The organism is Streptacidiphilus sp. P02-A3a (assembly GCF_014084105.1).
In the GTDB taxonomy this organism is placed as follows: domain Bacteria; phylum Actinomycetota; class Actinomycetes; order Streptomycetales; family Streptomycetaceae; genus Streptacidiphilus.
In genome coordinates this window covers 3,503,683-3,530,324 of record NZ_CP048289.1, presented here as the reverse complement: position 1 = coordinate 3,530,324, position 26,642 = coordinate 3,503,683, and the positions used below count along the sequence as shown (strand labels likewise).

The following is a 26,642-nucleotide window of genomic DNA, read 5'->3' as shown; positions in this document are numbered from 1 at the left end:
GGGCGGTGCCGCCGGGTTCACCAGTAGCGGTCGGCGATCATCGCCTCCAGCGTCGCCCGGTGCAGGATCAGCTGGTCCACCTCGGCCCCGCGCGCGCCCCGCGGCAGGGTGCTCTCACCGAAGTGGAGCTGCCGGTACGCGATCCGCAGCATCACCACGGCGTGCCGCAGGGCCGCGTACAGGGTGTAGAAGTCGAGGTCGCGCGGCCGGTACCCGGTGGCCTCGGCGTAGTCGGCGGCCACCCGGCCGCGCTCCAGGAAGTCCGGCAGGCCGGGCAGCCCCGAGGCCTCGGTCAGGTCCTGGAAGAAGCGGTGCAGGTAGACCAGCCAGCCCAGGTCGAGCTCCCTCGGGCCGACGGCGGCCATCTCCCAGTCCAGTACCGCCGCCGGGGTGAACCCCTGGTAGATGATGTTGCCGACCCGGGCATCGCCCCAGCTGAGCACGGGCTCCCCCTCGTCCCTGGGCCACAGCTGCTCCAGCCGGGCGAACCCGCGCTCGATCAGCGGCGATCGCTGACGGCCGGTCACCACCCAGGTGTAGTAGTCCCGCTGGGCGCGCACATGGTTCCGCAGGGCGGAGCCGGGGGCGCCCGCCAGGAACCCGGCACCGTCGGCGGGGGTGATCCGGTGCAGCTCGGCCAGTACCGCCACCGTGGACCGCTCCAGCCGTCCCCGCTCCGCCCCGGTGGCGTCGAACAGCCAGTTGCCGCCGTAGGTGTACGGCATGACGTCCGGGGGCACCCGGCCCTCCACCCGCTCCATCACGAACCCGGCCGCGCCCAACGGCTCCGGATCCGTCTCCAGTCGCAGCAGCCGGGGTACCGGCACCGTCGTCCGCGCGGCCACCAGACGGATGACGCGGTACTGGCGCTCCATGTCGTAGACGGGGAAGACCGCGTAGGCGTCCGGATCGGCGGCGAGGCGCAGCACGCAGCGCCGGGCGGTGCCGTCCGGGTCGCGCAGCTCGAACAGCACGGTCTCGCTGGACATGCCGTTGCCCGGTGGCACCTCCAGGCCGCCGACGGTGGCGCCCGGCTGCCAGCGGCCGACCCAGGCGGCCAGGCGGCGTCGCAACTCGGCCTGGTCGCGAGTGGTGGTGCGCGGTCGGGGCCTGCCCGGTGTGGCCATCTCGACTCCCTGGTGGGGCTGGTGACGACTGATCAGGGAGCCACGGAACCGAAGTCGGCGAAGCCGCTGGGGTCGTGGCGGCCGAAACTGCCGTGCTCGAAGATGCCGTACCCCACCTCGCCGTCCAGGGTGAAACGGGCGGTGTGGTCGGTGACTCCGTATCCGGCCAGGCCCAGGGCGGCCGGATCAAGGAGGTCGTACGTCCGGCGGTCGACCCAGCCCCGGCCCTGCCAGGTGCCGTGCTGCCAGTCCCGCGCGGGCGGGTACCCGGCTCCGACCGCCAGCGGACTGCCCGTCAGGAGCCGTGCTCGCAGCTCCCGTTGCCTGCGGGCGGAGTCGCTCAGCCGCAGCACCGCCGCGACCGGGGTGCGGGTGCCGGGTCGGTAGCGGATGTCGGCCTGGGGCCAGCCGAGTTGTTCGTCGGGCCGTCCGGCGGCCTCCGGGTGGACGAGGACGGCCTCGTTGAGGGTGCGGTAGCCGTCGGCGTCCTCCTGGACGATCACCATCAGGAAGCGGTCGCGGAACCGGACCGGGCACCAGATCCAGTGGAAGCCCTCGGTGCGGTACTCGTCGGCGGCGCGGCCCGGCTGCTCGCCGGGGATCGGCCGGACGCCCCAACTGCGGTCGCGGGTACCGGTCCAGCCGTCCGGGGTGACCCGGTGCTCGACCCCGGCCGCCCGGATGGCGCCGCTCGGCGCTCCGGCCTGCACGAAGCGGCGACCCTCCAGGGTCAGCCGGTCGCCGGTGCGGCCGAGGTGGTGCGGCTCCCAGAGCGGGGGGAACTCGGCCTGCCAGGTCAGGTCGAAGGAGAGGCCCCGCGGATCGGCCGGGTCCGCCTCGCACACCAGCCGCAGCGTGTGCAGCGGACGCCGGACCTCGATCCGCAGCGGTCCGACCGTGAGGTCCATCCGGTCCTCACCGAGGGCGTCCGACGCCCGCACGGCATACAGCCGGTCCCCCACCCGCAGGGTGGCGTAGGCGTCGATGACCCCGGTGTTCGGGTACACCCCGAGCCCGGCCATCAGCAGCGCCGCTCCACCGTGGTCGAAGACCTGGAAGACGCAGCGGTCGTAGGCGTTGCGGTCACCGGTGGCGACGTACCGCATCGACAGCGGCACCTGGTGCACGGGGTACTCGTCCAGCGGCACCGGACGCGGCGACTGTGCGGACATCTCGGCGGCCTCCCAGGGGATCGGCGGCTTCTGACGGTACGTCAGACATGGGCCCGGGGGCCATACGCGTGCGTTCGGACCCGGGCCGGGGTTTCACCCGTTTGCCCGGCGGCGTCCGCGCGGCCGGATCCGGGGGCGACTCGTAGCCTCGGTCGGGATGAACATCAGGGCGCGGGTCATTGCCGGGATCCTGGCCGTCCTCGGCGCGGCCGCACTGCCGGGCTCGGCCCTCGCGGCGGCGGACGGGCCACGGGTCATGCCGTGGTTCCACCAGCAGCTGCACGACGACTGCGAGGCGGCGGCGCTGCGGATGGTGCTGGCCGCGCGCGGGCTGGAGTACGCCGACCGGGCGGTGCTGGCCCGGATCGGGGTCGACCTCGACCACGCCGGGTTCGGCCGTTCCGGCCCGCACTCCGGCGACCCCTACCGCGCGTTCGTCGGCGACCCCGACGGCTCGGAGCGCGCCGGTACCGGCTTCGGGGTCTACGCCCCGCCGATCGCGGCGGCGGCGCGCTCCTTCGGGCTGACGGTGCTGATCGAGGGCCACGGCGTGGCACCGGACCTGCTGGCCGCGCTGGTCAACGCCGGGCACCCGGCGGTGGTCTGGGTGGACTACCTCTGGCGGAACCGGACGCCCTCCTGGTACCGGGCCTACGACGGCCGCCTGGTCCCCTACGCCGGACCGGCCGAGCACGCGGTGACGGTGACCACCGTCGCCCCCGACAAGGTCGAGGTCTACGACCCGGCGCGCGGGCACTACTGGATCAGCACGGCGCGGTTCACCGCCGGGTACGCCAGCTACGGATACATGGCCGTGGTCGTCCGCTGAAACTGGAGAGCGCCGAACTGAAACGAGAGCACTGCTCTTGCACTGGAGCACCGAAACATGGAACTCTGCTCTTGAGCAAGAGCAGTGCTCTCGCATTCATGTCGGCGCAGTGCCACGCAGAAAACAGGTGAGATCGGCCATGGCCCTCCCCTCGCTCCCCACCCCGCTGCACCTCGCCAACGAAGCGCTCGCCTTCCTGCTGGAACTCGCCGCCGTCGGGGCCCTCGGCTGGTGGGGGTTCCGCACCGGCCACGGGCCGGCGGCGCACCTGACCCTGGGCCTCGGCGCCCCGATCGCCGCGATGGTCCTGTGGGGCCTGTTCGCCGCCCCCAAGGCCACGTTCCCGGTCGCGATCCCGCTGGTGCTGCTGGTCAAGGCGGTGGTCTTCGGCGCGGCCGTGCTGGCCTGCCAGTCCCTCGGCCACCCCGGCCCGGCCTGGCTCCTCGGCGTCGCCGCCGTGCTCAACACCGCCCTGGCCACCGCCGACCGGGAGGCGCTGACCACCGCCTCCCGGGCGACCCGCACCGGGTGACGGCGGGGTCACCCGGGACGGGCCACCAGGGCGGCAGCGGCCGGAGCGCCGACCGGTGCGGGCTCAGTCGAGCCTGGCGTCGAAGGCCAGCACCCGCGTCAGCTCCTCCACCCGCCGCTCGGCCAGCCCCCGGGAGACGAACCAGGCGCCGACGTTGCGGACATCGCGCTCCAGGAACGCGCGGCCCCTCGGGTTGGCGATGACGTCCACGATCTGCGGTACGTCGATGATCACCAACCGCCCCTGGTGCACCAGGATGTTGTAGGCCGACAGGTCGCCGTGGGCCCGGCCGTCCCGGGCGAGCAGCGACAGGCTGGCGCCGAGCTGCTCCCACAGGTCGTCCAGATCGGCTTCCTCGGAACGGAGTTGGGCCAGTCGGGGGGCGGCCGCACCGGACTGGTCGCCGATGAACTCCATCAGGATCTCGGTGCCCAGGATCTGCACCGGATAGGGCACCGCCGCGCCGGACTCCCACAGCCGCGACAGTGCCGCGAACTCGGCGGCGGCCCACTGCCCGGCGATGGCCTCCTTGCCGAAGGAGGTCCGCTTGGCCATGGCCCGGCTGATCCGGGACTCCTTGTGGGCACGCCCCTCCAGATAGCCCGAATCGCGGTGGAACATCCGGTGCTGGCCGTCGCGGTACCGCTTGGCGGCCATCAGCGTGCGCCGGTCGGTCCCGGGCACGGCCCGCTCGATCAGGAAGACGTCGGCCTCCTTGCCGGTCTTCACGATGCCGAGTTCGGTGTCGACGGCGGCCAGCTCGGTCACCACCCAGTCCGGACGCGGCTCCGGGCCCTTCTCCGTGGGGGTCGACCGGTCCCAGGTGGACCAGCGGTCGCCCTCGGGCGGCCCGTCGCCGGTGCGGCCGGGGGCCGCGAAGCCCTCGTCGCCGTCGTACTGCTCCGGTCCGTCGTCGCCGTGACCGGCGTCCGGGGCGGCCTGCGGCCAGAACTGTGCGGCGTACTCCTCGAAGGCGCCGTCGTAGCCCTGCTCCTCGACGCCCTGCCGACGTCGGTTGCTGCCCCTGGCACGGATGCGGGTAAAAGAATCGCTGTCTGCGAAGCGCTCACGCACTGCGGTGATCTCCTGTGGGAGGGCCCACCGGGAGAGCACCTACGAGGGCGTCGTCAGCCGGCGGGCGAGTAACGAGAAGAGGCGTCCGGCGCGCATGAGTGAGCGCGCCACATCGTGGCCGTGACCATGCCGACGCACCTCCTCTCTCGTTCCCACCGGGCAGCTCCCGCCCGGGGATCGTGCGACGGACTCATGCTAGCCAGCCCCGCGCCCGACGCAACCTGTTTTCTCGCACGGCCCGCTCAGCCGCGTCCCAGCAGCGGCATCGTGGTCGCCATCACGGTGAGGAAGGGGATGTTGGCCTCAAGCGGCAGCGAGGCCATGTGGACCACGGTGCGCGCCACGTCCCGCACGTCCATGGTGGGCTCGACCGCCGTGCGGCCGTCGGCCTGGAGGATTCCGGCGGTCATCCGCTGGGTCATCTCGGTGGCGGCGTTGCCGATGTCGATCTGACCGCAGGCGATCCGGTACCGGCGGCCGTCCAGCGCCAGGGACTTGGTCAGCCCGGTGATCGCGTGCTTGGTCGCGGTGTAGGCGACGCTGTCGGGGCGCGGGCTCCGCGCCGAGACGGAGCCGTTGTTGATGATGCGCCCGCCCTGCGGCGTCTGGTCGCGCATCAGCCGGTAGGCGCCCTGCGCGCACAGGAACGCGCCGGTGAGGTTGGTGTCCACGACGGCGCGCCACTGCTCGTACCCGAGGTCCTCCAGCGGCGCGGCCGGGGCGGCCACTCCGGCGTTGTTGAAGAGCAGGTCCAGGCGGCCGAAGCGGTCGCGGACGGCGGCGAAGAGGGCGTCCACCGACTCCGGGCGGGTGACATCGGTCGGCACCACCAGCGTCGCCTCGGTGTCGGCGGCCGCGGCGGTCTCCCGCAGCGGCTCCGCCCGGCGCCCGGCCAGCGCCACCGCCCAGCCCGCCTCCGACAGAGCCAGGGCGGTGTGCCGCCCGATGCCGGAACCGGCTCCCGTGACCACTGCGATGCCTGTGAATGGACTCATGCCGGTGATCCTATGTGAGCACTCGGCAACAGCCCGGATCCGGCCAGTTCACCCCTTCGAGCGACTATCGCCCGACCGCCGCCGGTCGCACACTACCCCTGAGTAGTACTCCAGCGACGAGCGAGGAGAGCTCCGATGACTGGATCACCGCAGGCTGGACCACCGCAAGCGGAACCACCGCAGCCCGGACCACCGCAGCCGCTGCCCGGAGACTTCGCCGTGATCCGGATCGCGGGCGACGTCGGCCGCCTCATCCGCCTCGGACAGTGGCTCAATGGCGACGGCTACGCCAACTACGAGCACGCCTTCATCTACCTCGGTGACGGGGATCTCGTCGAGGCCGAGCCGGGCGGCGCGCGGCTGTCGCCGCTGACCGAGTACGACGGGTGCTCACCGTACTGGTCCACCGGCCGGATCGCGCTCACCGAGGAGCAGCGGGAGGCGCTGGTCGCGGCGGCCCACCGCTACGTCGGCGTACCGTACTCGTTCCTCGACTACGGCTCGATCGCGCTGGCCCGGTTCCACCTGCGGCTGCCGGCCGTCAAGCGCTACGTGGCCGACACCCACCACATGATCTGCTCGCAACTGGTGGACCAGTGCTACCAGGACGCCGGGGTACACCTGTTCGCCGACGGGCGGATCCCCGGTGACGTCACCCCGGGCGACCTGTACCGGCTGATCCACCGCTGAGCCACCGGCCCGTGTGACCGCGCGCGCGACGCCGGTCCGGCCGTCACCGGCGGCCCGCCCGCGAACCGCTTGTTTCAAGCCTTGAAACCAGATCTGCTCACCCACTGCCCCGGCCCGCCACCGCGGCGCGGATGTGTTCAGGAAATTTTCGTACGGGGTCTGGTCAATGCACTTTGCCGCCAGTACGTTAAGCCGCGCTTGCTGGAAATTTCAGCAAGACCTTTCCTGCCGCACCACGGTTACTGCTCGCCGCGGACCGCCTGCGTGATGGCAGCCGCGCGCGGGCAGCGCGGCCCCGGCGAGACCACGCCGGTCGGGCCAGTGATCCAGCACCCACCACCCGAAACGCTGGAGTGAGCATGTCCCTGCACCGCGTCGGGCGCGTCCGCGCGCCCTCACCAAGACCGGCGCCGACCCGCACGAGGGCCCGCCACCGGCTCCGTTGGAGCGCGGTCGTGGCGAGCCTGTCGCTCGCCCTCGTCGGCGGCCTGGGCGCGGCGGCCCCGCCCGCCCAGGCCGCCACCGCCCCCGGCGGCCCCGGCTCGGCCTCCACCTGGAACGAACCGCTGGGCACCCAGGGCTACGCCACCGCGATCAGTCCGACCTCCAAGGTCTGGTACATGCTCGCCAACGGGGCGCTGCAGAACGTCTACTACCCGCAGACGGACAACCCGGACAGCTACGGGCTGCAGTTCTACGTCACCGACGGGTCGAGTTTCACCGACAACGAGATCAGCGACACCACCCACGCCATCTCGCTGGCCGATCCGGACTCGCTGACCTGGACCCAGACCAACACCGCGACCAGCGGCAAGTACACCATCACCAAGACCTACGTGGCCGACCCGGCCCGCTCGGTGATCCTGGTGAACACCACCTTCACCAACAACACCGCCACCCCGCTGTCGCTGTACGCGGACTACCTGCCGCAGCTGAACGACCAGGGCAGCGGCAACACCGGCAGCACCGACTCCGCCAGCGGTGACCTGGTCGCCGCCAACGGCCCGGTCGCCAGCGCCCTCTCGGCCTCGGTGCCGTTCACCGCCGCCTCCACCGGCTACGTGGGCACCACCGGCAGCGGCAGCGCCCAGCTGACCAGCGGACACGCGTTGACCAGCGCGTACACCGGGGTCGCCAGCGCCGGGCACATCGACCAGACCGCGCGGATACCGGTCGCGGCCTCCGGCTCGACCACCTTCACCCTGGCGCTGGCCTTCGACACCACCACGGCCGCGGCCGTCGCCGACGCGTCCGCCTCGCTGGCCGTCGGCTTCGCCGCCACCGAGACCTCCTTCCAGGCCGGTTGGCACAGTTGGAACGCGGGACTCGACTCGCCACCGGCGTCGGTCAGTTCCAGCCCGGCGCTGCTCACCCAGTACCAGGTGTCGCTGATGGAGGTGAAGGCCGACGAGGACAAGAACTACGTCGGCGCGTTCGTGGCCTCCCCGTCCACCCCGTGGGGCGGCTCGGTCAGCGCCGACAGCGCCGGAGGCCACGGCTACCACCTGGTGTGGACCAGGGACGAGTACCAGATGGCGTCCGCGCTGCTGGCGGTCGGCGACAAGCAGGACGCCGACGACGCGCTGACCTACATCTTCGACTACCAGGAGGAGGCGAACGGCCAGGTCAAGCAGAACACCTGGCTGAACGGCAATGTGATGTTCGGCGGCAACCAGGAGGACGAGGAGGCCGACCCGATCATCCTGGCGTACCAGCTCGGCCGCACCTCGGCCGGTGACTACGCCAAGATCAAGCTGCTGGCGGGCTTCATCACCGCCAACGGGCCCACCACCGGCGAGGACCGCTGGGAGGAGATCGGCGGGTACTCCCCGGCCACCATCGCCGCCGAGATCGCCGGCCTGGTCTGCGCCGCGCAGATCGCCACCACCAACGGCGACACCGCCGACGCCACCTCCTGGCTGGCCACCGCCAAGCTCTGGGCCTCCGAGCTGGCCGGCTGGACCTACACCACCACCGGCTCGTACGGGAACGGCAGTTACTTCCTGCGGGTCACCCCGGACGGGCAGCCGAACTCCGGCGCCACCATCGGCCTGGCGAACGGCGGCGGCAGCCACGACGACCGGACCGTGGTCGACCAGGGCTTCCTGGACCTGGTCCGGCTCGGCGTGCTGCCCGCCACCTCGACCGAGATCAGCGACTCCCTGGCCGTGACCGACGCGGAGATCGGCGTCAGCACCCCCGAGGGCCTGATCGACCACCGCTACGACTTCGACGGCTACGGCGAGAACGCCTCCGGCGCCGACTACACCGGCTCCGGCACCGGCAACCCGTGGCCGGTGCTCACCGGTGAACGCGGCGAGTACGACGTCGCCGACAACAACCTGACGGGGGCCCAGTCGGCGTTGCAGACCATGGCTGACGCCGCGTCGGACTACCAGATCTCCGAGCAGGTCTGGGGCGGCGCCACCGGCACCAACGGCTTCACCTCCGGCAAGCCCGACAACTCGGCCACCCCGCTGATGTGGGCCATGGCCCAGTACGTCCGGCTGGCCGTGGACATCTCGGCGGGCCAGGACGTGGACACCCCGACCGTGGTGTGCCAGACCTTCGACTCCTGCTCCACGCCGGTCACCAGCGCGCCCGTCGCACCGACCGGGCTGGCCGCGAGCACCGTGCACACCACCGGAGTCACCCTGTCCTGGACCGGCGCACCACTGGCCGCGGGGTACAAGGTCTACCGGTCCACCGGTTCCGGCACGGCCACGCCGACGGCCACCACGCCCAACACCAGCTTCAGCGACACCGGCCTGACGCCCGCCACCACCTACACCTACTACGTCGTCGCGTACAACAACATCGGCGCCTCCCCGGCGTCCAGCAGCCTCAGTGTGACGACCAAGGCGGCTGGCCCGCCGCCGAACGCCCCCACCGTGCTGGACAGTTCCGCCGCCACCAGCAGCACCGTCGCCCTGACCTGGGACGCGGCCACCGACACGGCCGGTGGGACGGTCGCCGGATACAACATCTACCGGGCCACCGGCAGCGGCACCGCGGCGCTGATCGGCAGCAGCACCACCACCGGCTACAGCGACACCGGGCTCAGCCCGACCACCCTCTACACCTACTACGTGACCGCCTTCGACAGCGACGGCAACGAATCCGCCGCGTCCAACAGCATCAGCGTCTCCACCACGGCGGACAACGTCGAGGTGGTCGACGTCACCGTGCCCGCCTACACCGACCAGACCGGGCTGACGGTCTACCTGGACGGCACCCTGTCCGCGCTGGGCACCGGACTGCCGGACTGGGCCGCCAGCGGCATCGCCCTCACCCGGGTCGACGCCACCCACTGGACCACCACCATCACCGCGACCGGATCGACCACGCTCCAGTACAAGTACACGATCGGCGCGAACTGGGCCGACAACGAGGAGACCAGCGGTTGCGGATACGTCGGCAACCGCACGCTGGCCATCAACGGCGGCACCACCGACGACACCGTGGCCAACTGGAAGGGCCCCCTCACCTGCGGCAGCGTTCCGACGCCGACGCCGACCCCCACACCCACCCCGACACCCACGCCCACGCCCACCCCGACGCCGACGCCCACCCCCACGCCGACCGCGAGCGGCAGCGCCGTCACCGAGACGGTGAACGTCACCGTCCCGACGAGCACCCCCGCCAGCGCTCAGGTCTACCTCGCCGGGAACCTCTCGGCGCTCGGTGAGGGCCAGGCCGACTGGGCTGCCAACGGCGTCCTGATGACCCGGGTGGACGCCACCCACTTCACGGTCACCCTCACCGCCGCCAAGGCCGCGACCCTCGCCTACAAGTTCACCCTCAACGGCAACTGGTCCAACAACGAGGAGACCAGCGGCTGCGCCTACGTGGGCAACCGCAGCATGAGCGTCAACGGCGGCACCGTCAACGCCACCGTGGCCAACTGGGAGGGGTACGGCGGCTGCTGAACTTTCATGAATCGCTGAAATATCTTGCATTCAGCTCTTGACGCCACTGTCAGGACCCGGCAAGGTCAACTCTCGCCCGGCACCGCCGCCCACGCGGGAGGGAGACGGCGTACGAGCACCCCGCAGGGGTCGCGGCCGGAACGGATCAGGACGTTCCGGCCGCGACCGCACACCGGCCGCGCCCACAGCCCCGGTCACCGCAGTACCGCAGCGCCGATCCGCCCCACCCACCATGGGAGCCCCATCCATGCGAACCACCCTCCCCCGTCCCACGCACCGACGCGCCTGGCGCACGGCCGTCGCCGCCGCCGCGCTGATAGCGGGCTCGTGCGTGCCGATCGCCCTGCAGAGTACGGCCCACGCCACCGAGACGACGGGCGGCGGCAACGGCGGCGACGTCATCGCCAACCTCTTCGAATGGAACTGGCCGTCCGTGGCCGCCGAATGCACCGACGTGCTCGGCCCCAAGGGCTACGGCGCGGTCCAGGTGGCCCCGCCGGAGGACTCGATCCGCATCCCCGGCGCGACCCATGACTGGTGGGACGTCTACCAGCCGGTCGGCTACGACCTCAACAGCCGGATGGGCGACGCCGCCCAGTTCCAGGCCATGGTGACCACCTGCCACAACGCCGGGGTGAAGGTCTACGCCGACGCGGTGATCAACCACATGTCCGGGACCAACCAGACCAGCACCGACTCCTACGGCGGCGACAGCTTCAACGTCTCCGGCCCGAGCTACAACGAGGTCCCCTACACCTCGGCCGACTTCCACACCTCACCGGCCAACTGCCCCAACTCGGACATGTCCATCCAGGACTGGAACAGCCAGACCCAGGTGCAGGAGTGCGACCTGGAGGGCCTGGCCGACCTCTACACCGAGACCGACGACGTCCGGGCCAAGATCGCCGGATACCTCAACTCCCTTATCGCCGACGGGGTCGACGGCTTCCGGATCGACTCGGCCAAGCACATCAACCAGGCCGACATGGCCAACATCGAGTCCCGGCTGAACAACACCCTGTGGGGTCAGCGCCCCTACGTCCTGCAGGAGGTCGCCCTCGGCGGCACCGGCAACCTGGCACCCGCCGCGTTCGAGGGCAACGGCAGCGTCATCGGTTTCGACTACGCCGACGCGTTGAAGGCGCAGTTCCAGGGTGACATCGCCAACCTGAAGACGTTCGGCCAGAGTTGGGGGCTGGAGCCGAGCGACAAGGACGGCGCCATGGTGGCCAACCACGACACCGAGCGCGACGGCTCCACGCTGAACTACCAGGACGGAAGCCAGTACACGCTGGCCACCGAGTTCATGCTGGCCTGGGGCTACGGCGTGCAGCCGACGGTCTACTCCGGCTTCTCCTTCAGCGACCCCAACGCCTCGCCGCCGTCCGACGCCAACGGCTTCGTCACCGACACCGACTGCTCCTCCAGCGCCTGGGTCTGCACCGACCGGGTGACCGGCATCGCCAACATGGTCGGCTGGCACAACGCCGCCCAGGGCCAGCCGGTCGCCAACTGGTGGGACAACGGTGGCAACGCCATCGCCTTCAGTCGGGGCAGCAGCTCCTGGATCGCGATCAACAACAGCGGCAGCGCGGTCACCGAGACCTTCACCACCGGCCTCCCCGAAGGCAGTTACTGCGACATCATCCACGGCGACCCGGGCGCCTCGGGCAGTTGCACCGGCCCGGCGGTCAGCGTCAACGGCTCCGGCCAGGCCACCGTGACCGTCCCCGCCGACGACTCGGTGGCCGTCTACACCGGCGCGCCCAGCGGCGGCGGTTCGGCGACGCCGACGCCCTCGGCGAGCGCGAGCGCGAGCGCCACCGCGACGCCGAGCGGCGGCACCGTCGCCGAGACCTTCACCGTCGCCGGAGCGCCCAGCGGCGAGAGCGTCTACCTGACCGGCTCCATCAGCGCGCTCGGCGACTGGGACACCGCCACCGCGATCCCGATGACCCAGTCCGGCTCCACCTGGACCGCGACCGTCGACCTCCCGTCCGGCACCGCGTTCCAGTACAAGTACCTGGAGAAGGACGGCTCGGGGAACGTGACCTGGGAGCCGGGCGGCAACCAGAGCGCCGACAGCGGCAGTGCGGCGGGGGCGGTCAGCGACACCTGGGGCAGCCCCGGCACCACACCGACGGCGAGTCCGAGCAGCGGCCCCGGGCAGGTCAGCGTCACCTTCGACGAGGACGAGACCACCGTCCCCGGCCAGAACGTCTACCTGGTCGGCTCGATCCCGGCGCTGGGCGACTGGGCCACCGGCAGCGCCCTGCCGCTCTCCTCGCAGAACTACCCGGACTGGTCGGTGACCGTGTCGCTCCCGGCGGACACCGCCTTCCAGTACAAGTTCATCGTCAAGGACGGCTCCGGGAACGTCACCTGGGAGGACGGCGCCAACCGCGGCTACACCACCGGCGCGTCCGGTTCGGCCACGCTGAGCGACACCTGGCAGTGATCCACCGCTCCGCCCCGGGCGGGCCCGGCCGCTGGACTCCAGCGGCCGGGCCCGCCCGTTTCGCGTCCGCCGCCCCACACCGCCGGACAGGGCCGACGCCGCGCGGTGCAGCGTTTGTCCTGGTATTACTATCTATGTCCGTTGCGTTGCACCGTGCACACCCGGTGCCCGGTGGCGCGGGGGCGGCTGAGTTGCGTGAGCGACAGGAGACCGGACGATGAACTACCCGCTGCTCGACGTGTTCTGGACGATGCTTGAGTTCTTCCTCTGGATCATGTGGTTCTTCCTGCTGTTCCGGGTCATCGGAGACATCTTCCGCAACCACGAGAGCAGCGGTTGGAACAAGGCGCTGTGGCTGGTCCTGGTGCTGATCCTGCCGTTCCTGGGGGTGCTGATCTACGTGATCGTCCACGGCGGCGACATGGGCCGACGCTCCGTCGCCCGGGCCGAGCAGCAGCAGCGGGCGTTCCAGGACTACGTCCGGCAGGCGGCGGGACCGAGCGGCGGCGGCAGCGTGGACGAGCTGGCCAGGCTGGCCGAGCTGAAGGACAAGGGGGCCCTCACCGAGGCCGAGTACCAGCAGGCCAAGGCCAAGATCCTGGCCGCCTGACCGGGCCCCGCCGGACGCCGCCCGCACCCGCAGCGAAGGGATCCCGATGGACGAATACCCGCCGATCGCCGACCACGGCCTGGTCGGGGACCTGCAGACGGCGGCCCTGGTGTCCACCGGGGGTGTGCTGGACTGGTGGTGCACCCCGCGCTTCGACTCCCCGAGCGTCTTCGCGGCCCTGCTGGACCGCGAACGCGGCGGGGAGTGCCTGCTGGCCGCCGCCGAACCGGACGCCACCGTCCACCAGATCTACCTCTCCGACACCGCGATCCTGGTCACCCGCTTCCTGACGCCGAACGGCGTGGGCGAGGTCATCGACTTCATGCCGGTCAACGACCCGCACACGGCCGACGACCGGCACACGGTGCTGCGCGCGGCCCGGGTGGTGCGCGGAACCATGCGGTTCACCCTGGGCTGCCGCCCCCGCTTCGACTACGGCCGCGCCCCGCACCGGCTGGGGGCACGCGGCGGTGACGCGGTCTTCCACGGTCCGCACAGCGACCTGTACCTGCAGGCGACGGCCCCGATCGAGCTGCGGCACGACAACAACGACCCGAACCACCCGGACGTGACCGCCGACTTCACGCTGAGCGCGGGCCAGGTCGCCGCCGTCGCACTGACCTCCTGCTCCGCCGAGGGCGGGCCGCCCGCGCCGTTCACCGTCGACGCCGCGCACGCCGCCTTCGACGCGACCCGGGGCTACTGGCACGACTGGATCCGGCACTGCCGCTACCGGGGCCGCTGGCAGCAGCAGGTGCACCGCTCGGCGATCACCCTCAAGCTGCTCACCTACGCCCCCACCGGCGCCCCGATCGCCGCCGCCACCATGGGCCTGCCCGAGCAGGTCGGCGGCGAACGCAACTGGGACTACCGGTACACCTGGATCCGCGACGCCTCGCTGTCGGTGCGGGCGCTGATCGACCTCGGCTTCACCGAGGAGGCGGACGCCTACCGGCACTGGCTCAGCGACCGGCTGCGGGCCGGGGACACCGTCTCCGGCGAACCGCTGCAGATCATGTACCGGGTGGACGGCGACCCGCGTCTGGGCGAGGAGGTCCTGGACCACCTGGAGGGCTACCGGGGCTCCGCCCCGGTCCGGGTCGGCAACGGCGCGGCCGACCAGCTCCAGCTCGACATCTACGGGGAGGCCGCGTACGCCATCGCCCAGGCCACCGACCTGGCCGCCACCACCGGCCACCGGGCCTGGCAGGCCAACGCCGACCTGCTGGACTGGCTCGCGGACAACTGGGACCGACCCGACGAGGGCATCTGGGAGACCCGGGGCGGCCGACAGGACTTCAGCTACAGCCGGCTGATGTGCTGGGTCGCCTTCGACCGCGGGATCCGGCTGGCGACCAGCTACGCCCGCCCCGCCGACCTCCCGCGCTGGACCGGCGCCCGCGACGCCGTCATGCGCCAGCTGCTGGAACGCGGCTGGAGCGAGAAGCGGCAGGCCTTCGTCCAGCACTACGCCACCGATGTGCTGGACGCCTCGCTGCTGCTGATGCCGCTGGTGGGCTTCATCTCGCCGAAGGACCCGGCCTGGCTGTCCACCCTCGACGCGATGGACCAGGAGCTGGTCTCCGACTCCCTGGTCTACCGCTACAACCCGGCCGCCTCACCGGACGGGTTGCGCGGATCGGAGGGCACCTTCAACCTGTGCAGCTTCCTCTACGTGGACGCCCTGGCCCGGGCGGGCCGCCTGGACCAGGCGCGGTACGCCTTCGACAAGATGCTCACCTACGCCAACCATGTCGGCCTGTTCGCCGAGGAGATCGGCCCCACCGGTGAGCAACTGGGCAACTTCCCGCAGGCGTTCACCCACCTCGCGCTGATCAGCGCGGCCATCGCGCTGGACGAGGAGCTGGACCGCGAGGAGGCGCCGTGACACCGGCACGGCGTCCTGTGACGGGTCAACCGCCTTCCGCGAGCCGCTGGACGTCGGCGATCGAGTCGGCCTCCTGGGGACGCTTGTCCGGGCGGTAGCGCAGCACCCGGGCGAAGCGCAGGGTCAGCCCGGCCGGGTAGCGGGGGCTGCGCTGCACGCCGTCGAAGGCGATCTCGACGACGAGTTCCGGCCGGACCCGCACCACCCAGTCGTCCCGGCCCACCTCCCGGGCCAGCAGCTCCCGGGTCTGGAAGGCCAGGGTCTCGTCGGTGAGGCCCTTGAAGGTCTTGCCGAGCATCACCCACTCCCCCAGCCCCGGCGTGCCGTCGCCCCGGGCCCCCAGGTGGAGGTTGCTGAGCAGCCCCCGGCGGCGTCCGCTGCCCCACTCCGCCGCGAGCACCACCAGGTCGAGCGTGTGCCGTGGCTTGACCTTGATCCACCCGGCCCCGCGCCGCCCGGCGGTCTAGCGGGAGTCCGGGTCCTTGGCCACGACGCCCTCGTGCCCGTGCGCGAGGGCGTCGTCGAAGAAGGCCCGGGCGGCCAGGTCGTCGCCGGTGACCAGGCGCGGCACCCGCAGCTCCGGCGGCACCACCGCCGCCAGTTCGGCGAAGCGCCGGGACTCCGGCTGGTCCAGCAGGTCGAGGCCGTCGCGGTGGAGCAGGTCGAAGAAGAAGACGCCGAGCGGGACCTCGGCCCGCAGCGCGTCCACGTCCTGGCGGGAGGCGGTACGGGCGGCGGTGACCTGGAACGGCCGGGGCCTGCCGTCCGCCGCCAGGGCCAGCGCCTCGCCGTCCAGCACCGCCGAGCGCAGCGGCAGCGCCCGGGCCGCCTCGACCACCTCCGGCACCCGCGCGGTGATGTCGTCCAGGCTGCGGGTGTACACGCTGATCCGGTCGCCGTCGCGGTGCACCTGGACCCGGATGCCGTCGAGCTTCCACTCCAGCGCGGCCGGGCGCAGCCGCTCCAGGGCCGCGCCGACGTCGGGCGCGGAGGCGGCGAGCATCGGCCGGAACGGGTGCCCCACCTCAAGGCCGAAGGCGCGCAGCGCGTCGGCGCCGCCGTCCATCGCGGCGGCGGCGACCTCGGCGGCGGAGTCGCGGAACATCAGCGCCCGGCGGACCTCCACCGCCGGGACCCCGGCCGCGGCGGCGACGGCGTCGCCCATCACCGCGTCCAGCGCGCCCTGGCGCAGGTCGCCGACGAGCACCCCGCTCAGCAGCGCCTGCTCCTCGGCGGTGGCCCGGGCGAACAGGCCGGTGAGCAGGCGGCGGCGCTCGGCCTGCGCGCCGGAGCCGTGCACCTGGGCGAGGGCGCGCAGCGCCGCCTCGGCCTCGGCGATGCCCAGCTCCGCCTGGTCGGCCGGGGGTGGGAGGTCCCGCAGCGCGGCCGGGCCGACACCGACCCGCATCCGCTTCGACTCGCCGGACAGCAGTCCGACGGCGGCCCGCAGGTCGTCCGGGCCGAGGCCGCGCAGCAGCCCGGCCAGCAGCGACACCTTGGCCCTGCGGCCCGGTTCGGCGGCCAGGGCCCGCGACACGGCGGCGACCTGCTGAAGCGGCATGCTCCCATTGTCGACCCGCGGGCCGCCGACCGCCCGGCCCGAGCGCCGCCCGGGTGGGGCGCGGACCTCGGGGCGGTCCGCCGGGGAGCTGCGCCGGCGTCAGCTGCCGTGGCTCGCACGGCGGTCCGGTGGGGGCGGGTACTTTTCGCGACTTGTGCGCGATGCCTTGACATGTTCGTAACCTAGCCGTAGAAATCAGCTGCGAGAGAGCGCTCTCTCGCTTCTCGTCACCCACCACCGGCGCCATGGGCTGCCCTGTTCCGGCACAGCCGTGCCGTGCATCGCCATGCCCCGACGCCGATTCGAGAAAGCGCGATCAGCGCTGAAGGGAAAGGGACATGTTCGCCCTATCACGCAGTGGCCGGGACTCCGGCCGCCGGGCGAAGTCACGCGAGCGGATATCCGGCTCGCCCAGGCTTCGCTCACTACTGACCACCGCGGCGCTGTTCGCCGCCTGCCTCGGCGGCACGGTGACCGCCACCCTGGCCGTCGCGCCCGCCGCACTGGCCGACACGGTGCCCGCCGCCTCGGCCGGCTGGACGACCGTGTTCGGCGACAACTTCGCCGGTCCGGCGGGTTCCGCGCCCTCCGCCGCGAACTGGTTCTACGACATCGGCACCGGTTACGGCACCGGTGAGATCGAGCAGACCACCAACTCCACCAACAACGCCTACCTCGACGGCAACGGGCACCTGGTGCTCAAGGCCACCGACAACAACGGCACCTGGAACTCCGCCCGGCTGGAGAGCACCCGCGACGACTTCCAGGCCCCGGCCGGCGGCGAGCTGGAGATGACCGCCTCGATCGAGCAGCCGAACCCGGCCAACGGCCTCGGCTACTGGCCCGCGTTCTGGGCCCTCGGCTCGCCGATGCGGGCCGGCGGCGGCTGGCCCACCTCCGGCGAGATCGACATGATGGAGGACGTCAACGGCTCCAACCAGGCGTCGCAGACCCTGCACGACGCGGCGGGCAGCAGCGGCCACGCGCTGATCGCCTGTCCCAACACCAGCTCCAGCTGCCAGACCGGCTACCACACCTACTCGGTGATCGTGAACCGGACCAACACCAGCGCGGAGACCATGCAGTTCCTGATGGACGGCACGGTCGAGGAGACCATCACCGAGGCCTCGGTGGGCACCACGGCCTGGCAGGAGGCCGTGGACCACGGCTTCTTCATCATCTGGGACCTCGCCATGGGCGGCAACTACCCGGACGGGGTCTACGGCTCCACCACCCCGACCGCGGCGACCACCTCCGGCGCGTCGATGAGCGTGGCGTACGTGGCGGTCTACGAGCAGGGCGGCAACTCCACCCCGACCGCGACCGCCTCCGCCACCGGCGAGGTCACCGGGCTGAACGGGCAGTGCCTGGTCAACGAGAACGTGCTCAACACCGAGGGCAACCCGATCGGGCTGAGCGCCTGCGACGGCGATCCGGGTGAGCAGTGGTCGCCGTACAGCGACAACACGGTACGGGTCCAGGGCGGTTGCCTGGACGTGGTCAGCGCCGGGACCACCAGCGGCACCGACGTCGACTGGTACCCGTGCAACGGCACCAACGCCCAGGGCTGGTCCCACCAGTCCAACGGCGAGCTGGTGAACCCCAACTCCGGTCTGTGCCTCACCGATCCGGGCAGCAACACCACCGCCAGGCTGGACATCGAGACCTGCGCCGACACCGCCGACCAGCAGTGGACGCTGCCCACCGGAGGCGGCGGCGGCACCAGCAACACGGTCAGCGTCACCGGTCCCGGCAGCCAGACCTCGACCGTCGGCACCGCCGCAAGCCTCCAGGTGCAGGCCAGTGACTCGGCCGCCGGGCAGTCGCTGACGTACAGCGCCAGCGGGCTGCCCGCCGGGCTGTCGATCAACTCCGCGACCGGCCTGATCTCCGGCACCCCGACCGCGGCGGGCACCTCGGCCGTCACGGTCACCGCCACCGACTCCACCGGCGCCACCGGATCCACCTCGTTCAGCTGGACGGTCAACGCGGCCGGGGGCGGTTGCGGTACCACCGACATCGCCCTGAACAAGCCGGCGACCGCCTCCTCCTCGCAGAACTCCAGCTTCACCCCGCAGGAGGCGTTCGACGGCAACACCACCGGCACCCGCTGGTCCAGCGCGTTCTCCGACCCGCAGTGGCTGGAGGTGGACCTGGGCTCCACCCAGTCGATCTGCCAGGTGACGCTGTACTGGGAGACCGCGTACGCGACCGCCTTCCAGATCCAGACCTCCAACGACGGAACGAACTGGACCCCGATCTACTCCACCACCACCGGGACCGGCGGCACCCAGACGCTGAACGTCTCCGGCAGTGGACGCTACCTGCGCATGTACGGCACCGCGCGGGCCACGCAGTACGGCTACTCGCTGTGGGAGCTCCAAGCCTTCAGCGGCTGACCGCTCACGGCGCCACCCGGCGGAGGTCGCGGACCCGGTCCGCGGCCTCCGCTCGTCGCGGCCCCCGGCTGCCGGGCGGCAGCCGGTCAGCGCGCGGCGGGATCCGGCAGGCCGTAGGTCCGGACGGCGGTGCCGCCGAAGACGGCGGCACGCTCGTCCGGGCCCAGGGCCGAGGTCAACTCCCGTGCGATGTCCAGCACCTGCGGATAGTCGGCGGCGAGCGTGCACACCGGCCAGTCGGAGCCGAACATCAGCCGCTCCGGGCCGAAGGCCCGCAGCACCGTGTCCGCGTACGGCCGCAGGTCGGCGCTGCTCCAACAGCCGGACCAGTCGGCCTCGGTGACCAGGCCGGAGAGTTTGCAGACGGTGTTCGGCAGCGCGGCCAGCGCGGTGATCCGCTCGGCCCAGGGCCGCAGTTCGCCGGTGGCGATCGGCGGCTTCGCCAGGTGGTCCAGCACAAAGGTCAGCTCCGGCAGGGCTTTCGCCGCCTCGATCGCCGCCGGAAGCTGCTCCGGAAGCAGCACCAGGTCGTAGACCAGACCGGCCGCGGCGACCTGGCGCAGACCCCGGAGTACCTCCGGACGCAGCAGCCAGCGCGGGTCCGGCTCCCCCTGGACCTGGTGCCGCAGGCCCACCAGGGCCGCGCCGCCCGGTAGTTGCCGCAGCTCGGCCAGGGTGTCGGCGATCCCGGGCGCGGTCAGGTCGGTCCAGCCGACCACACCCGCCACCAGCTCTCCGGCGGCGGCGACGGCCAGCAGCTCCGGGGTCTCCGCCGCGACGCACACGGTCTGCACCAGCACCGAGGCGTCGACACCGCCGGCGCGGGCGGTCCGCTCGAACTCGTCGATCAGGAAGTCCCGCCGCAGCGGCGCCAACTCCGGTCCGGTGATCCAGTCCTGGTCACGCACGGACAGGTCCCACAGGTGGTGGTGGGCGTCGACGAGCGGTGCCGCCGCGTCGGCCGGGGTGCGGCCGGTCACAGCTGCCACACCACCGGCAGCGCGGCGTCCGCGCCGCCGTCGCCGTAGTCGTGGACCACCTCCAGCAGCTCTCCCATCCGCTCCTGCCAGACCTGATTGACAGTCAGATCACTGAGGTGGCTGATCAGTTGACCGTAGTCGTCGCAGTCGATCAGGTGGAACAGGTCGGCCCCGCTGCGCCAGATCGTCCAGGAGCGGCACCCGGCCGCGCGGATGGCGTCGGTCAGTTCCACCGGCACCTCGCGGTGGGCCTGTTCGTACTCCTCGATCCGGTCGGTGCGGACCCTGGTGTGCAGGGCGGTTCTCATGCGGGCTCCACGGTGGGGGAATCGGCGATGACCAGGACGTGCAGGGTGCGCGGACCGTGCACCCCCTCCACCCGCTGCAACTCGATGTCGCTGGTGGCCGAGGGGCCGGAGACGAAGGTCAGCGGCCGGGCCGGGTCGAGCGCGGCGATCGCCTCCGGCACGTCGCCGAGGATCTGCTCCTCGCGGATCACGCACAGGTGGTAGTCGGGCAGCAGCGTCAGCGCGCGCCGCCCCTGGCCGGGACCGGCGTCCAGGACCAGGGTGCCGGTGACCGCGATGCCGAGGGCGGCGGTGGTGAGCACCCCGTCGGCGGCGTCCAGGGCGGTGACGTCCAGCGGCGGGGTGTCCGCCAGGCACTGCCACGGACCGGGGGGCAGCAGCTCCTCGGGGAAGCCGGACGGCACCACCAGCGTCCGCACGCCGCGCTCGGCCAGCAGTCCGGCGACCGCCGCCCGCGCCTCGGACCGGCCGACCCGCAGCACCCGGGCGCGGTAGTCGGCGACCCGCTCGGCGAACAGCGCCACCACGTCCTCGTCGGCGTGGCTGCGCCGGTAGTCGCGCGGCACCGCGACCAGCTCCGGCGTCTCCTGCTCGGGGACGTCCGCGAGCGCGCTCCTGATCCGGGCCAGAACGGTCTCACGTGTCGTCATGTCTCGTTCTCCTGAGCGGTGTTGCCGGTCCGCTGCCACCAGTCGCGGAAGGTCTCCGCGGGTGGCTGCGGCAGGTCCCGGGTCTTCGACCAGCCGTTCAGCGGGGCGGGGAGCGGCAGCGCGCCGATCCTGCCCCTCCGGGCGACCAACCGGCCGCCGATCCGGGCCGCGCGCTGCGCCGCCCGCAGCCGGGCGGGCTCCGCGAGCACCATCCCGGCCGCCCGCATCGCCAGTGCCTCGGCGGTGGGCGTCCGCCGCCGGGCCCGCTTCGACTCGACCACCCGCGCCCGCAGGTGGACCAGCACCCGGGGGATGTCGATCTTCACCGGGCAGGCCTCGTAGCAGGCTCCGCACAGGGTCGAGGCGAACGGCAGCGAGGCCGCGGCGCCGTTGGTGTCACCGCCGACGCCGACGAGTTGCGGGGTGAGTACGGCGCCGATGGGGCCCGGGTAGACCGAGCCGTAGGCGTGGCCGCCGGTCCGCTCGTAGACCGGGCAGACGTTGAGGCAGGCCGAGCAGCGGATGCAGGCCAGCGCCTGGCGGCCGACGGTGTCGGCCAGGGTGTCGGTGCGGCCGTTGTCGAGCAGCACCAGGTGGAAGTCCTGCGGCCCGTCACCGGGGGTGACCCCGGTCCAGGTGGAGGTGTACGGGTTCATCCGCTCGCCGGTGGAGGAGCGCGGCAGCAGTTGCAGGAACACCTCCAGGTCGGACCAGGCGGGCAGCACCTTCTCGATGCCCATCACGGTGATCAGCGTCCGCGGCAGGGTCAGGCACATCCGGCCGTTGCCCTCGGACTCGACCACGCCGACCGTGCCGTTCTCGGCGATGGCGAAGTTCGCCCCGGAGACGGCGACCTTGGCCCGCAGGAACTTCTCCCGCAGGTGCAGCCGGGCCGCCTCGGCCAGCGCGGCCGGGTCGTCGGTCAGCCCCGCGGGCGCGGCACGGCCCCAACTGCCCATCTCCCGCTCGAAGATGTCGCGGATCTCGGAGCGGTTGCGGTGGATCGCGGGCACCAGGATGTGCGAGGGCCGGTCGTGGCCCAACTGCACGATCAGCTCGGCCAGGTCGGTCTCGTAGGCGGCGATCCCGGCCTCGGCCAGCGCCTCGTTCAGTCCGATCTCCTGCGTGGCCATCGACTTGACCTTGACCACCTCGCCGGCGCCCGCCGCCCGGACCAGTCCGGTGACGATCCGGTTCGCCTCGTCCGCGTCCGCGGCCCAGTGCACCACGCCGCCCGCGCGGGTCACCGACTCCTCCAACTGGAGGAGATAGCTGTCCAGATGACGTAGCGTCCGCCGCTTGAGCGCGGCTCCGGCGTCGCGCAGCCGCTCCCAGTCGTCGAGTTCGCCGGTGACCGCGAGGCGCTTGTCGCGGATGGTGGTGGTGGCGTGCCTCAGGTTGGACCGCAACTGACCGTCGGCCAGGGCCGCGCGGGCGGCCACCGGGAAGGCGGGCGCGCCCAGCCACACGGTGTTGTCGGGCTTGGTCATCCCTGGTCCCCTTCCGTGGCGGCCAGGATCTCGGCCAGGTGCAGCGTCCGCACGTCGGCGCCCTGCCGGGAGAGGCCGCCGCCGATGTGCATCAGGCAGGAGTTGTCCGCCGCGCACAGCACCTCGGCGCCGCAGCCGCGCACCGCGAGGGTCTTGTCGGCGAGCATCGCGTTGGAGGTGTCGGCGTTCTTCAGCGCGAAGGTGCCGCCGAAGCCGCAGCAGGAGTCCGCCGCCGGGAGCGGGACCAGTTCCAGCCCGCGTACCGCGCGCAGCAGCCGCAGCGGCTTCTCGCCCAGGCCGAGGCCGCGCAGCGAGTGGCAGGTGGGGTGGTAGGCGACCTTGTGCGGGTAGTACGCGCCCACGTCGGTCACCCCGAGCACGTCCACCAGGAACTCCACCAGTTCGTACACCGACGGCGGTTGATGGCCCGTCAGTTCCTGGTGACTGTCCCTGACCATGCCCGCGCAGGAGGCCGAGGGGCTGACCACGGCGTCGTACCCGGCGAAGACCTCGGCGAAGTGCCGGGCCAGCGGGGCGGCCTCGCGGCGGTAGCCGGTGTTGAGGTGCATCTGGCCGCAGCAGGTCTGGTCGGCCGGGAACTCCACCTGGTGGCCGAGCCGTCGCAGCAGCCGGACCACGGCCTTGCCGGTGTCCGGGTAGAGGGTGTCGTTGAAGCAGGTGATGAACAGGGCTACCCGCATACCGGCGCCTCCAGCGGCAGCAGGCCCTCGGCCCGCAGCTCCTGCCACAGCTCCCCGGGCACGGGCCGCTCGGCCATGGCGACCGCGTCGCGCACCTCCGCCGCCGACCGCATCCCCACCAGCACGCTGCGGACGGCGGGGTGGCCGAAGGGGAAGCGCAGCGCGGCGGCGCGCAGCGGCACGCCGTGCCGCTCGCAGACCGCCTGGATCCGCAGCGCCCGCTCCAGCAGCGGCTGCGCCGCCGGGGCGTAGTCGTAGCTGGCGCCGGGGCGCGGGTCGGCCAGCAGACCGGAGTTGAACACCCCGCCGACCACCACCGAGGTGCCCCGACGCGCGGCCTCGGGCAGCAGCTCGGCCAGTCCGTCCTGGTCGAGCAGGGTGTACCGGCCGGCCAGCAGCACCACGTCCACGTCGGTCTCCCGGACGAACCTGGTGAGCAGCGCCGACTGGTTCATCCCGGCGCCGATCGCGCCGACCACGCCCTCGGCCCGCAGCCGCTCCAGCGCCGGGTAGGCCTGGTCCAGCGCCTGCGCGGGGTGGTCGTCCGGGTCGTGCAGGTAGGCCACGTCGATCCGGTCCAGGCCCAGCCGTTCCAGGCTGGCCTCGATGCTGCGGAGCACGCCGTCGGCGCTGAAGTCCCAGACCCGGCGGTGGCTGGAGGGGACCGCGAAGCCGCTGGCCAGGTCGTCGCCGGTGGCGTCCGGGGTGGGCTCCAGCAGGCGGCCGACCTTGGTCGACAGGGTGTAGGAGTCGCGGGGCCGCTGCCGCAGCGCGGCGCCGACCCGGCGTTCGGACAGGCCCAGGCCGTAGTGCGGGGCGGTGTCGAAGTACCTGATGCCCGCGTCCCAGGCGGTCAGCAGCGCGGCCTCGGCCTCGGCCGCGCCGACCTCGGTGAAGAGGTTGCCGAGTGCGGCGGCGCCGAAGGCCAGGTCGGTCACCTGGACGTCGCCGTGCCCCAGGGCGGTGGACCTCATCGGGTCTCCTCGCCGGTCGCGGCGGGCCGTACCCGCAGGCCCTGCATGCCGCCGTCGACGGCGAGCGCGGTCCCGGTGACCGAGGCGGCGGCCGGGCTCGCCAGGTAGGCGATGGCGGCGGCGACCTCGTCGGCGGTGACCAGTCGGCCCATCGGCTGGCGGGCGTTGAGCGCCGCCCGCTCGGCGGCCGGGTCGTCGGCGGCGTCGAGCAGTCGGCCGACCCAGGGGGTGTCCGCGGTGCCGGGGTTGACGCAGTTGACCCGGATGCCCTCGCGGACGTGGTCGGCGGCCATGGCCAGGGTCAGCGACAGCACCGCGCCCTTGCTGGCCGAGTACAGCGCCCGCTGCGGCAGCCCGGCGGTGGCGGCGATCGAGCAGGTGTTGACGATCGCCGCGTGGTTCGAGGCCCGCAGCCGCGGCAGCGCCGCGCGGGTGGTCCGCACGATGCCAAGCACGTTGACGTCCAGTACCCGGTGCCACTGCTCGTCGGGGTTGTCCTCGACCGTGCCGGCGGCGCCGATCCCGGCGTTGTTGACCAGGATGTCCAGCCCGCCGAGCAGGCCGATCGCCTCGGCCACCGCGGCGCGCACCGAGGCGTCGTCGGCGACGTCGGCGCGCAGCGCGTGCAGCGGCTCGGGCGCCGCGTCCGGATCGAGGTCCAGCACCGCGACCTCGGCGCCGCGTTCGCGCAGCAGCAGGGCGGTGGCCCGGCCGATGCCGGAGGCACCGCCGGTGACGATGGCACGCAGTCCGTCGAAGTCCCTCATACAGCCTTCGCCTCTTCCCTCTCGGCCAGGTCGGCGGCCCAGAACTCGCCGTCAGGATAGGTGTACCTGCTGATCGACCCGGCGTGCATCTGGGCCGAGAACCCGGGGGCGGTGGGCGCGCGGAAGTGGCCCTGGTCCATCCGCACCGGTGCCAGGAAGTGCTCGTGCAGGTGGTCGACGTGCTCGATGACGCGGTCCTCGGTGGTACCGGAGAGCGCCACGAAGTCGAACATGGACAGGTGCTGCACCAGTTCGCAGAGGCCGACGCCGCCCGCGTGCGGGCAGACCGGGACCCCGAACCGGGCGGCGAGCAGCAGGATGGCCAGGTTCTCGTTGACGCCGCCGACCCGGGCCGCGTCGATCTGCACCACGTCCACCGCCCCGGCCTGGAGCAGCTGCTTGAAGACGACCCGGTTCTGCACGTGCTCGCCGGTGGCGACCCGGATCGGGGCGACCCCGGTGCGGATGGCGGCGTGGCCGAGGATGTCGTCCGGGCTGGTGGGCTCCTCGATCCAGTACGGGTCGAACTCGGCCAGGGCCCGGGTCCAGGCGATGCCCTCGGCGACGCCCCAGCGCTGGTTGGCGTCGATGGCGATGCGGACACCGGGGCCGACGGCCGCGCGGGCGGCCCGGCAGCGGCGGACGTCGTCGGCCAGGTCGGCGCCGACCTTCAGCTTGATCTGGGTGAAGCCGTCGGCCAGCGCCTTGCGGGCGAGCCGGGTCAGCTTCTCGTCGGAGTAGCCGAGCCAGCCGGGCGAGGTGGTGTAGCCGGGGTAGCCGCGCCGCAGCAGCTGCTGTTCCCGCTCGGCCCGCCCGGGCCGGGCCGAGCGCAGCAGCTCCAGGGCCTGTTCCGGGGTGAGCGCGTCGTCGATGTAGCGGAAGTCGACCTGGGAGACCAGCCACTCGGGTTCGGCGTCGGCCAGCAGCCGCCACAGGGGTTGGTCGGCGCGCTTGGCGGCGAGGTCCCAGACGGCGTTGACGACGGCGCCGATCGCCATGTGCATCACCCCCTTCTCCGGTCCGAGCCAGCGCAGTTGGCTGTCGCCGACCAGGTCGCGGCTGAGTGAACCCGGGTCGGCGCAAAGCTCGCTGACGGAACGTCCGACGATGTAGGGGCGCATCGCCTCGATCGCGGCGACCTGGACGTCGTTGCCCCGGCCGATGGTGAAGGTGAAGCCGTGCCCCTCCAGGCCGTCCCCGGCGTCGGTGCGCAGCACCAGGTAGGCCGCCGAGTAGTCGGGGTCGGGGTTCATCGCGTCGGAGCCGTCGAGCTCGCGCGAGGTGGGGAACCGGATGTCGTAGGTGTCGACGGCGGTGATCCGGGCGGTCACGGGGCCTCTGCTTTCCTGCGGGGTCTGTCGGTCCGGCGGCCGATGATTCATCTGACGAATACCGCCGATGGACAGACCTTAGAACGCCAGTGACCACCCTTTCAAGAGCCGCTTGAATTATTCATCCGATGTCTCTGCCGGATCGCAGGATCACTGGGGCCGCCGACGAGGATGCCG

19 protein-coding genes and 3 pseudogenes are annotated in these 26,642 nt (G+C 72.3%); 9 read left to right on the top strand and 13 right to left on the bottom strand.

The features are described from left to right. Positions 1 to 17 precede the first annotated feature (17 nt). Positions 18 to 1,127 carry a phosphotransferase family protein gene (locus tag GXP74_RS16005; protein ID WP_182452144.1) on the bottom strand — a complete coding sequence of 370 codons (1,110 nt, stop codon included), beginning with the start codon at positions 1,125 to 1,127 and terminating at the stop codon, positions 18 to 20. Positions 1,128 to 1,159: 32 nt separating this feature from the next. Beyond that, positions 1,160 to 2,299 carry a hypothetical protein gene (locus tag GXP74_RS16000; protein WP_182452143.1) on the bottom strand — a complete coding sequence of 380 codons (1,140 nt, stop codon included), beginning with the start codon at positions 2,297 to 2,299 and terminating at the stop codon, positions 1,160 to 1,162. Between the two features lie 157 nt (positions 2,300 to 2,456). Here GXP74_RS16000 and GXP74_RS15995 point away from each other — a divergent pair, with 157 nt between their 5' ends. Beyond that, positions 2,457 to 3,128, top strand: coding sequence for a C39 family peptidase (locus tag GXP74_RS15995; protein ID WP_182452142.1), 672 nt, complete (start codon positions 2,457 to 2,459; stop codon positions 3,126 to 3,128). Positions 3,129 to 3,267: 139 nt separating this feature from the next. Continuing rightward, complete coding sequence (locus GXP74_RS15990; RefSeq protein ID WP_182452141.1) at positions 3,268 to 3,660, top strand: YrdB family protein; 393 nt, start codon at positions 3,268 to 3,270, stop codon at positions 3,658 to 3,660. A 63-nt stretch (positions 3,661 to 3,723) separates the two neighbouring features. Here the strand turns inward: GXP74_RS15990 and GXP74_RS15985 are convergent, their stop codons facing one another. Both GXP74_RS15985 and GXP74_RS15980 read right to left on the bottom strand, forming a co-directional pair. Beyond that, positions 3,724 to 4,734: a serine protein kinase RIO gene (locus GXP74_RS15985; RefSeq protein ID WP_182452140.1), complete on the bottom strand. Its 1,011-nt coding sequence runs from the start codon at positions 4,732 to 4,734 to the stop codon at positions 3,724 to 3,726. Between the two features lie 242 nt (positions 4,735 to 4,976). Continuing rightward, the gene (locus GXP74_RS15980) at positions 4,977 to 5,729 is read right to left on the bottom strand and encodes an SDR family oxidoreductase (protein ID WP_182452139.1); all 753 of its coding nucleotides are present in this window, start codon (positions 5,727 to 5,729) and stop codon (positions 4,977 to 4,979) included. Positions 5,730 to 5,864: 135 nt separating this feature from the next. Here GXP74_RS15980 and GXP74_RS15975 point away from each other — a divergent pair, with 135 nt between their 5' ends. The 6 genes and pseudogenes from GXP74_RS15975 (at position 5,865) to GXP74_RS15955 (ending at position 15,304) form a co-directional block, all read left to right on the top strand. Further along, entirely contained in the window at positions 5,865 to 6,419 is a 555-nt protein-coding gene (locus GXP74_RS15975) for a hypothetical protein (protein ID WP_225447973.1), read from the top strand. 455 nt (positions 6,420 to 6,874) lie between these two features. Then, positions 6,875 to 10,348 (top strand): glycoside hydrolase family 15 protein, encoded by a 3,474-nt coding sequence (locus GXP74_RS15970; RefSeq protein WP_182452138.1) that lies wholly within the window; start codon positions 6,875 to 6,877, stop codon positions 10,346 to 10,348. A gap of 232 nt (positions 10,349 to 10,580) precedes the next feature. Beyond that, positions 10,581 to 12,380, top strand: a pseudogene (locus GXP74_RS15965) (alpha-amylase family glycosyl hydrolase); the annotation flags it as partial. Positions 12,381 to 12,527: 147 nt separating this feature from the next. Then, positions 12,528 to 12,806: pseudogene (locus GXP74_RS42115) on the top strand (CBM20 domain-containing protein); the annotation flags it as partial. 217 nt (positions 12,807 to 13,023) lie between these two features. After that, a complete protein-coding gene (locus GXP74_RS15960; protein WP_182452136.1) occupies positions 13,024 to 13,416 on the top strand; it encodes an SHOCT domain-containing protein in 393 nt (130 codons plus the stop codon). Positions 13,417 to 13,462: 46 nt separating this feature from the next. Then, positions 13,463 to 15,304 carry a glycoside hydrolase family 15 protein gene (locus GXP74_RS15955; protein WP_182452135.1) on the top strand — a complete coding sequence of 614 codons (1,842 nt, stop codon included), beginning with the start codon at positions 13,463 to 13,465 and terminating at the stop codon, positions 15,302 to 15,304. A gap of 25 nt (positions 15,305 to 15,329) precedes the next feature. Here GXP74_RS15955 and GXP74_RS15950 read toward each other — a convergent pair. Next, a pseudogene (locus GXP74_RS15950) lies at positions 15,330 to 16,865 on the bottom strand (ATP-dependent DNA ligase). Between the two features lie 338 nt (positions 16,866 to 17,203). Here GXP74_RS15950 and GXP74_RS15945 point away from each other — a divergent pair. After that, positions 17,204 to 19,264, top strand: coding sequence for a discoidin domain-containing protein (locus GXP74_RS15945; protein ID WP_182452134.1), 2,061 nt, complete (start codon positions 17,204 to 17,206; stop codon positions 19,262 to 19,264). An 86-nt stretch (positions 19,265 to 19,350) separates the two neighbouring features. On the opposite strand, the gene GXP74_RS15940 is transcribed toward GXP74_RS15945, so the two are convergent. Genes GXP74_RS15940 through GXP74_RS15905 form a run of 8 tightly spaced genes read right to left on the bottom strand, consistent with a single transcriptional unit; the run spans position 19,351 to position 26,516 of the window. Then, a complete protein-coding gene (locus GXP74_RS15940) occupies positions 19,351 to 20,253 on the bottom strand; it encodes an amidohydrolase (RefSeq protein ID WP_370468428.1) in 903 nt (300 codons plus the stop codon). Further along, positions 20,241 to 20,552, bottom strand: coding sequence for an L-rhamnose mutarotase (locus GXP74_RS15935; RefSeq protein WP_182452133.1), 312 nt, complete (start codon positions 20,550 to 20,552; stop codon positions 20,241 to 20,243). The genes GXP74_RS15940 and GXP74_RS15935 overlap by 13 nt, the downstream gene beginning before the upstream one ends. Next, positions 20,549 to 21,202, bottom strand: coding sequence for an LUD domain-containing protein (locus GXP74_RS15930; protein WP_182452132.1), 654 nt, complete (start codon positions 21,200 to 21,202; stop codon positions 20,549 to 20,551). Before GXP74_RS15930 ends, GXP74_RS15935 begins: the two co-directional genes overlap by 4 nt. Beyond that, on the bottom strand, positions 21,199 to 22,692 hold the full coding sequence (locus tag GXP74_RS15925) for a lactate utilization protein B (protein ID WP_182452131.1): 1,494 nt from the start codon (positions 22,690 to 22,692) through the stop codon (positions 21,199 to 21,201). The genes GXP74_RS15930 and GXP74_RS15925 overlap by 4 nt, the downstream gene beginning before the upstream one ends. Continuing rightward, a complete protein-coding gene (locus tag GXP74_RS15920) occupies positions 22,689 to 23,393 on the bottom strand; it encodes a (Fe-S)-binding protein (protein ID WP_182452130.1) in 705 nt (234 codons plus the stop codon). The genes GXP74_RS15925 and GXP74_RS15920 overlap by 4 nt, the downstream gene beginning before the upstream one ends. Further along, positions 23,384 to 24,367, bottom strand: a complete 984-nt coding sequence (locus GXP74_RS15915) for an aldo/keto reductase (RefSeq protein ID WP_182452129.1) — start codon at positions 24,365 to 24,367, stop codon at positions 23,384 to 23,386. Before GXP74_RS15915 ends, GXP74_RS15920 begins: the two co-directional genes overlap by 10 nt. Then, on the bottom strand, positions 24,364 to 25,134 hold the full coding sequence (locus GXP74_RS15910; RefSeq protein WP_182452128.1) for an SDR family NAD(P)-dependent oxidoreductase: 771 nt from the start codon (positions 25,132 to 25,134) through the stop codon (positions 24,364 to 24,366). Before GXP74_RS15910 ends, GXP74_RS15915 begins: the two co-directional genes overlap by 4 nt. Then, positions 25,131 to 26,516 carry an enolase C-terminal domain-like protein gene (locus tag GXP74_RS15905; RefSeq protein WP_182452127.1) on the bottom strand — a complete coding sequence of 462 codons (1,386 nt, stop codon included), beginning with the start codon at positions 26,514 to 26,516 and terminating at the stop codon, positions 25,131 to 25,133. The genes GXP74_RS15910 and GXP74_RS15905 overlap by 4 nt, the downstream gene beginning before the upstream one ends. Between the last annotated feature and the right edge of the window lie 126 nt (positions 26,517 to 26,642).

Bases quoted from the DNA above. Each gene is read 5' to 3' on its own strand.
- GXP74_RS15975 (WP_225447973.1), top strand. From the start codon at position 5,865: ATGACTGGATCACCGCAGGCTGGACCACCGCAAGCGGAACCACCGCAG.
- GXP74_RS15935 (WP_182452133.1), bottom strand. From the start codon at position 20,552: ATGAGAACCGCCCTGCACACCAGGGTCCGCACCGACCGGATCGAGGAG.
- GXP74_RS15915 (WP_182452129.1), bottom strand. From the start codon at position 24,367: ATGAGGTCCACCGCCCTGGGGCACGGCGACGTCCAGGTGACCGACCTG.
- GXP74_RS15955 (WP_182452135.1), top strand. From the start codon at position 13,463: ATGGACGAATACCCGCCGATCGCCGACCACGGCCTGGTCGGGGACCTG.
- GXP74_RS16005 (WP_182452144.1), bottom strand. From the start codon at position 1,127: ATGGCCACACCGGGCAGGCCCCGACCGCGCACCACCACTCGCGACCAG.
- GXP74_RS15930 (WP_182452132.1), bottom strand. From the start codon at position 21,202: ATGACGACACGTGAGACCGTTCTGGCCCGGATCAGGAGCGCGCTCGCG.
- GXP74_RS15980 (WP_182452139.1), bottom strand. From the start codon at position 5,729: ATGAGTCCATTCACAGGCATCGCAGTGGTCACGGGAGCCGGTTCCGGC.
- GXP74_RS15945 (WP_182452134.1), top strand. From the start codon at position 17,204: ATGTTCGCCCTATCACGCAGTGGCCGGGACTCCGGCCGCCGGGCGAAG.
- GXP74_RS15925 (WP_182452131.1), bottom strand. From the start codon at position 22,692: ATGACCAAGCCCGACAACACCGTGTGGCTGGGCGCGCCCGCCTTCCCG.
- GXP74_RS16000 (WP_182452143.1), bottom strand. From the start codon at position 2,299: ATGTCCGCACAGTCGCCGCGTCCGGTGCCGCTGGACGAGTACCCCGTG.
- GXP74_RS15910 (WP_182452128.1), bottom strand. From the start codon at position 25,134: ATGAGGGACTTCGACGGACTGCGTGCCATCGTCACCGGCGGTGCCTCC.
- GXP74_RS15920 (WP_182452130.1), bottom strand. From the start codon at position 23,393: ATGCGGGTAGCCCTGTTCATCACCTGCTTCAACGACACCCTCTACCCG.
- GXP74_RS15960 (WP_182452136.1), top strand. From the start codon at position 13,024: ATGAACTACCCGCTGCTCGACGTGTTCTGGACGATGCTTGAGTTCTTC.
- GXP74_RS15905 (WP_182452127.1), bottom strand. From the start codon at position 26,516: ATGAATCATCGGCCGCCGGACCGACAGACCCCGCAGGAAAGCAGAGGC.
- GXP74_RS15995 (WP_182452142.1), top strand. From the start codon at position 2,457: ATGAACATCAGGGCGCGGGTCATTGCCGGGATCCTGGCCGTCCTCGGC.
- GXP74_RS15990 (WP_182452141.1), top strand. From the start codon at position 3,268: ATGGCCCTCCCCTCGCTCCCCACCCCGCTGCACCTCGCCAACGAAGCG.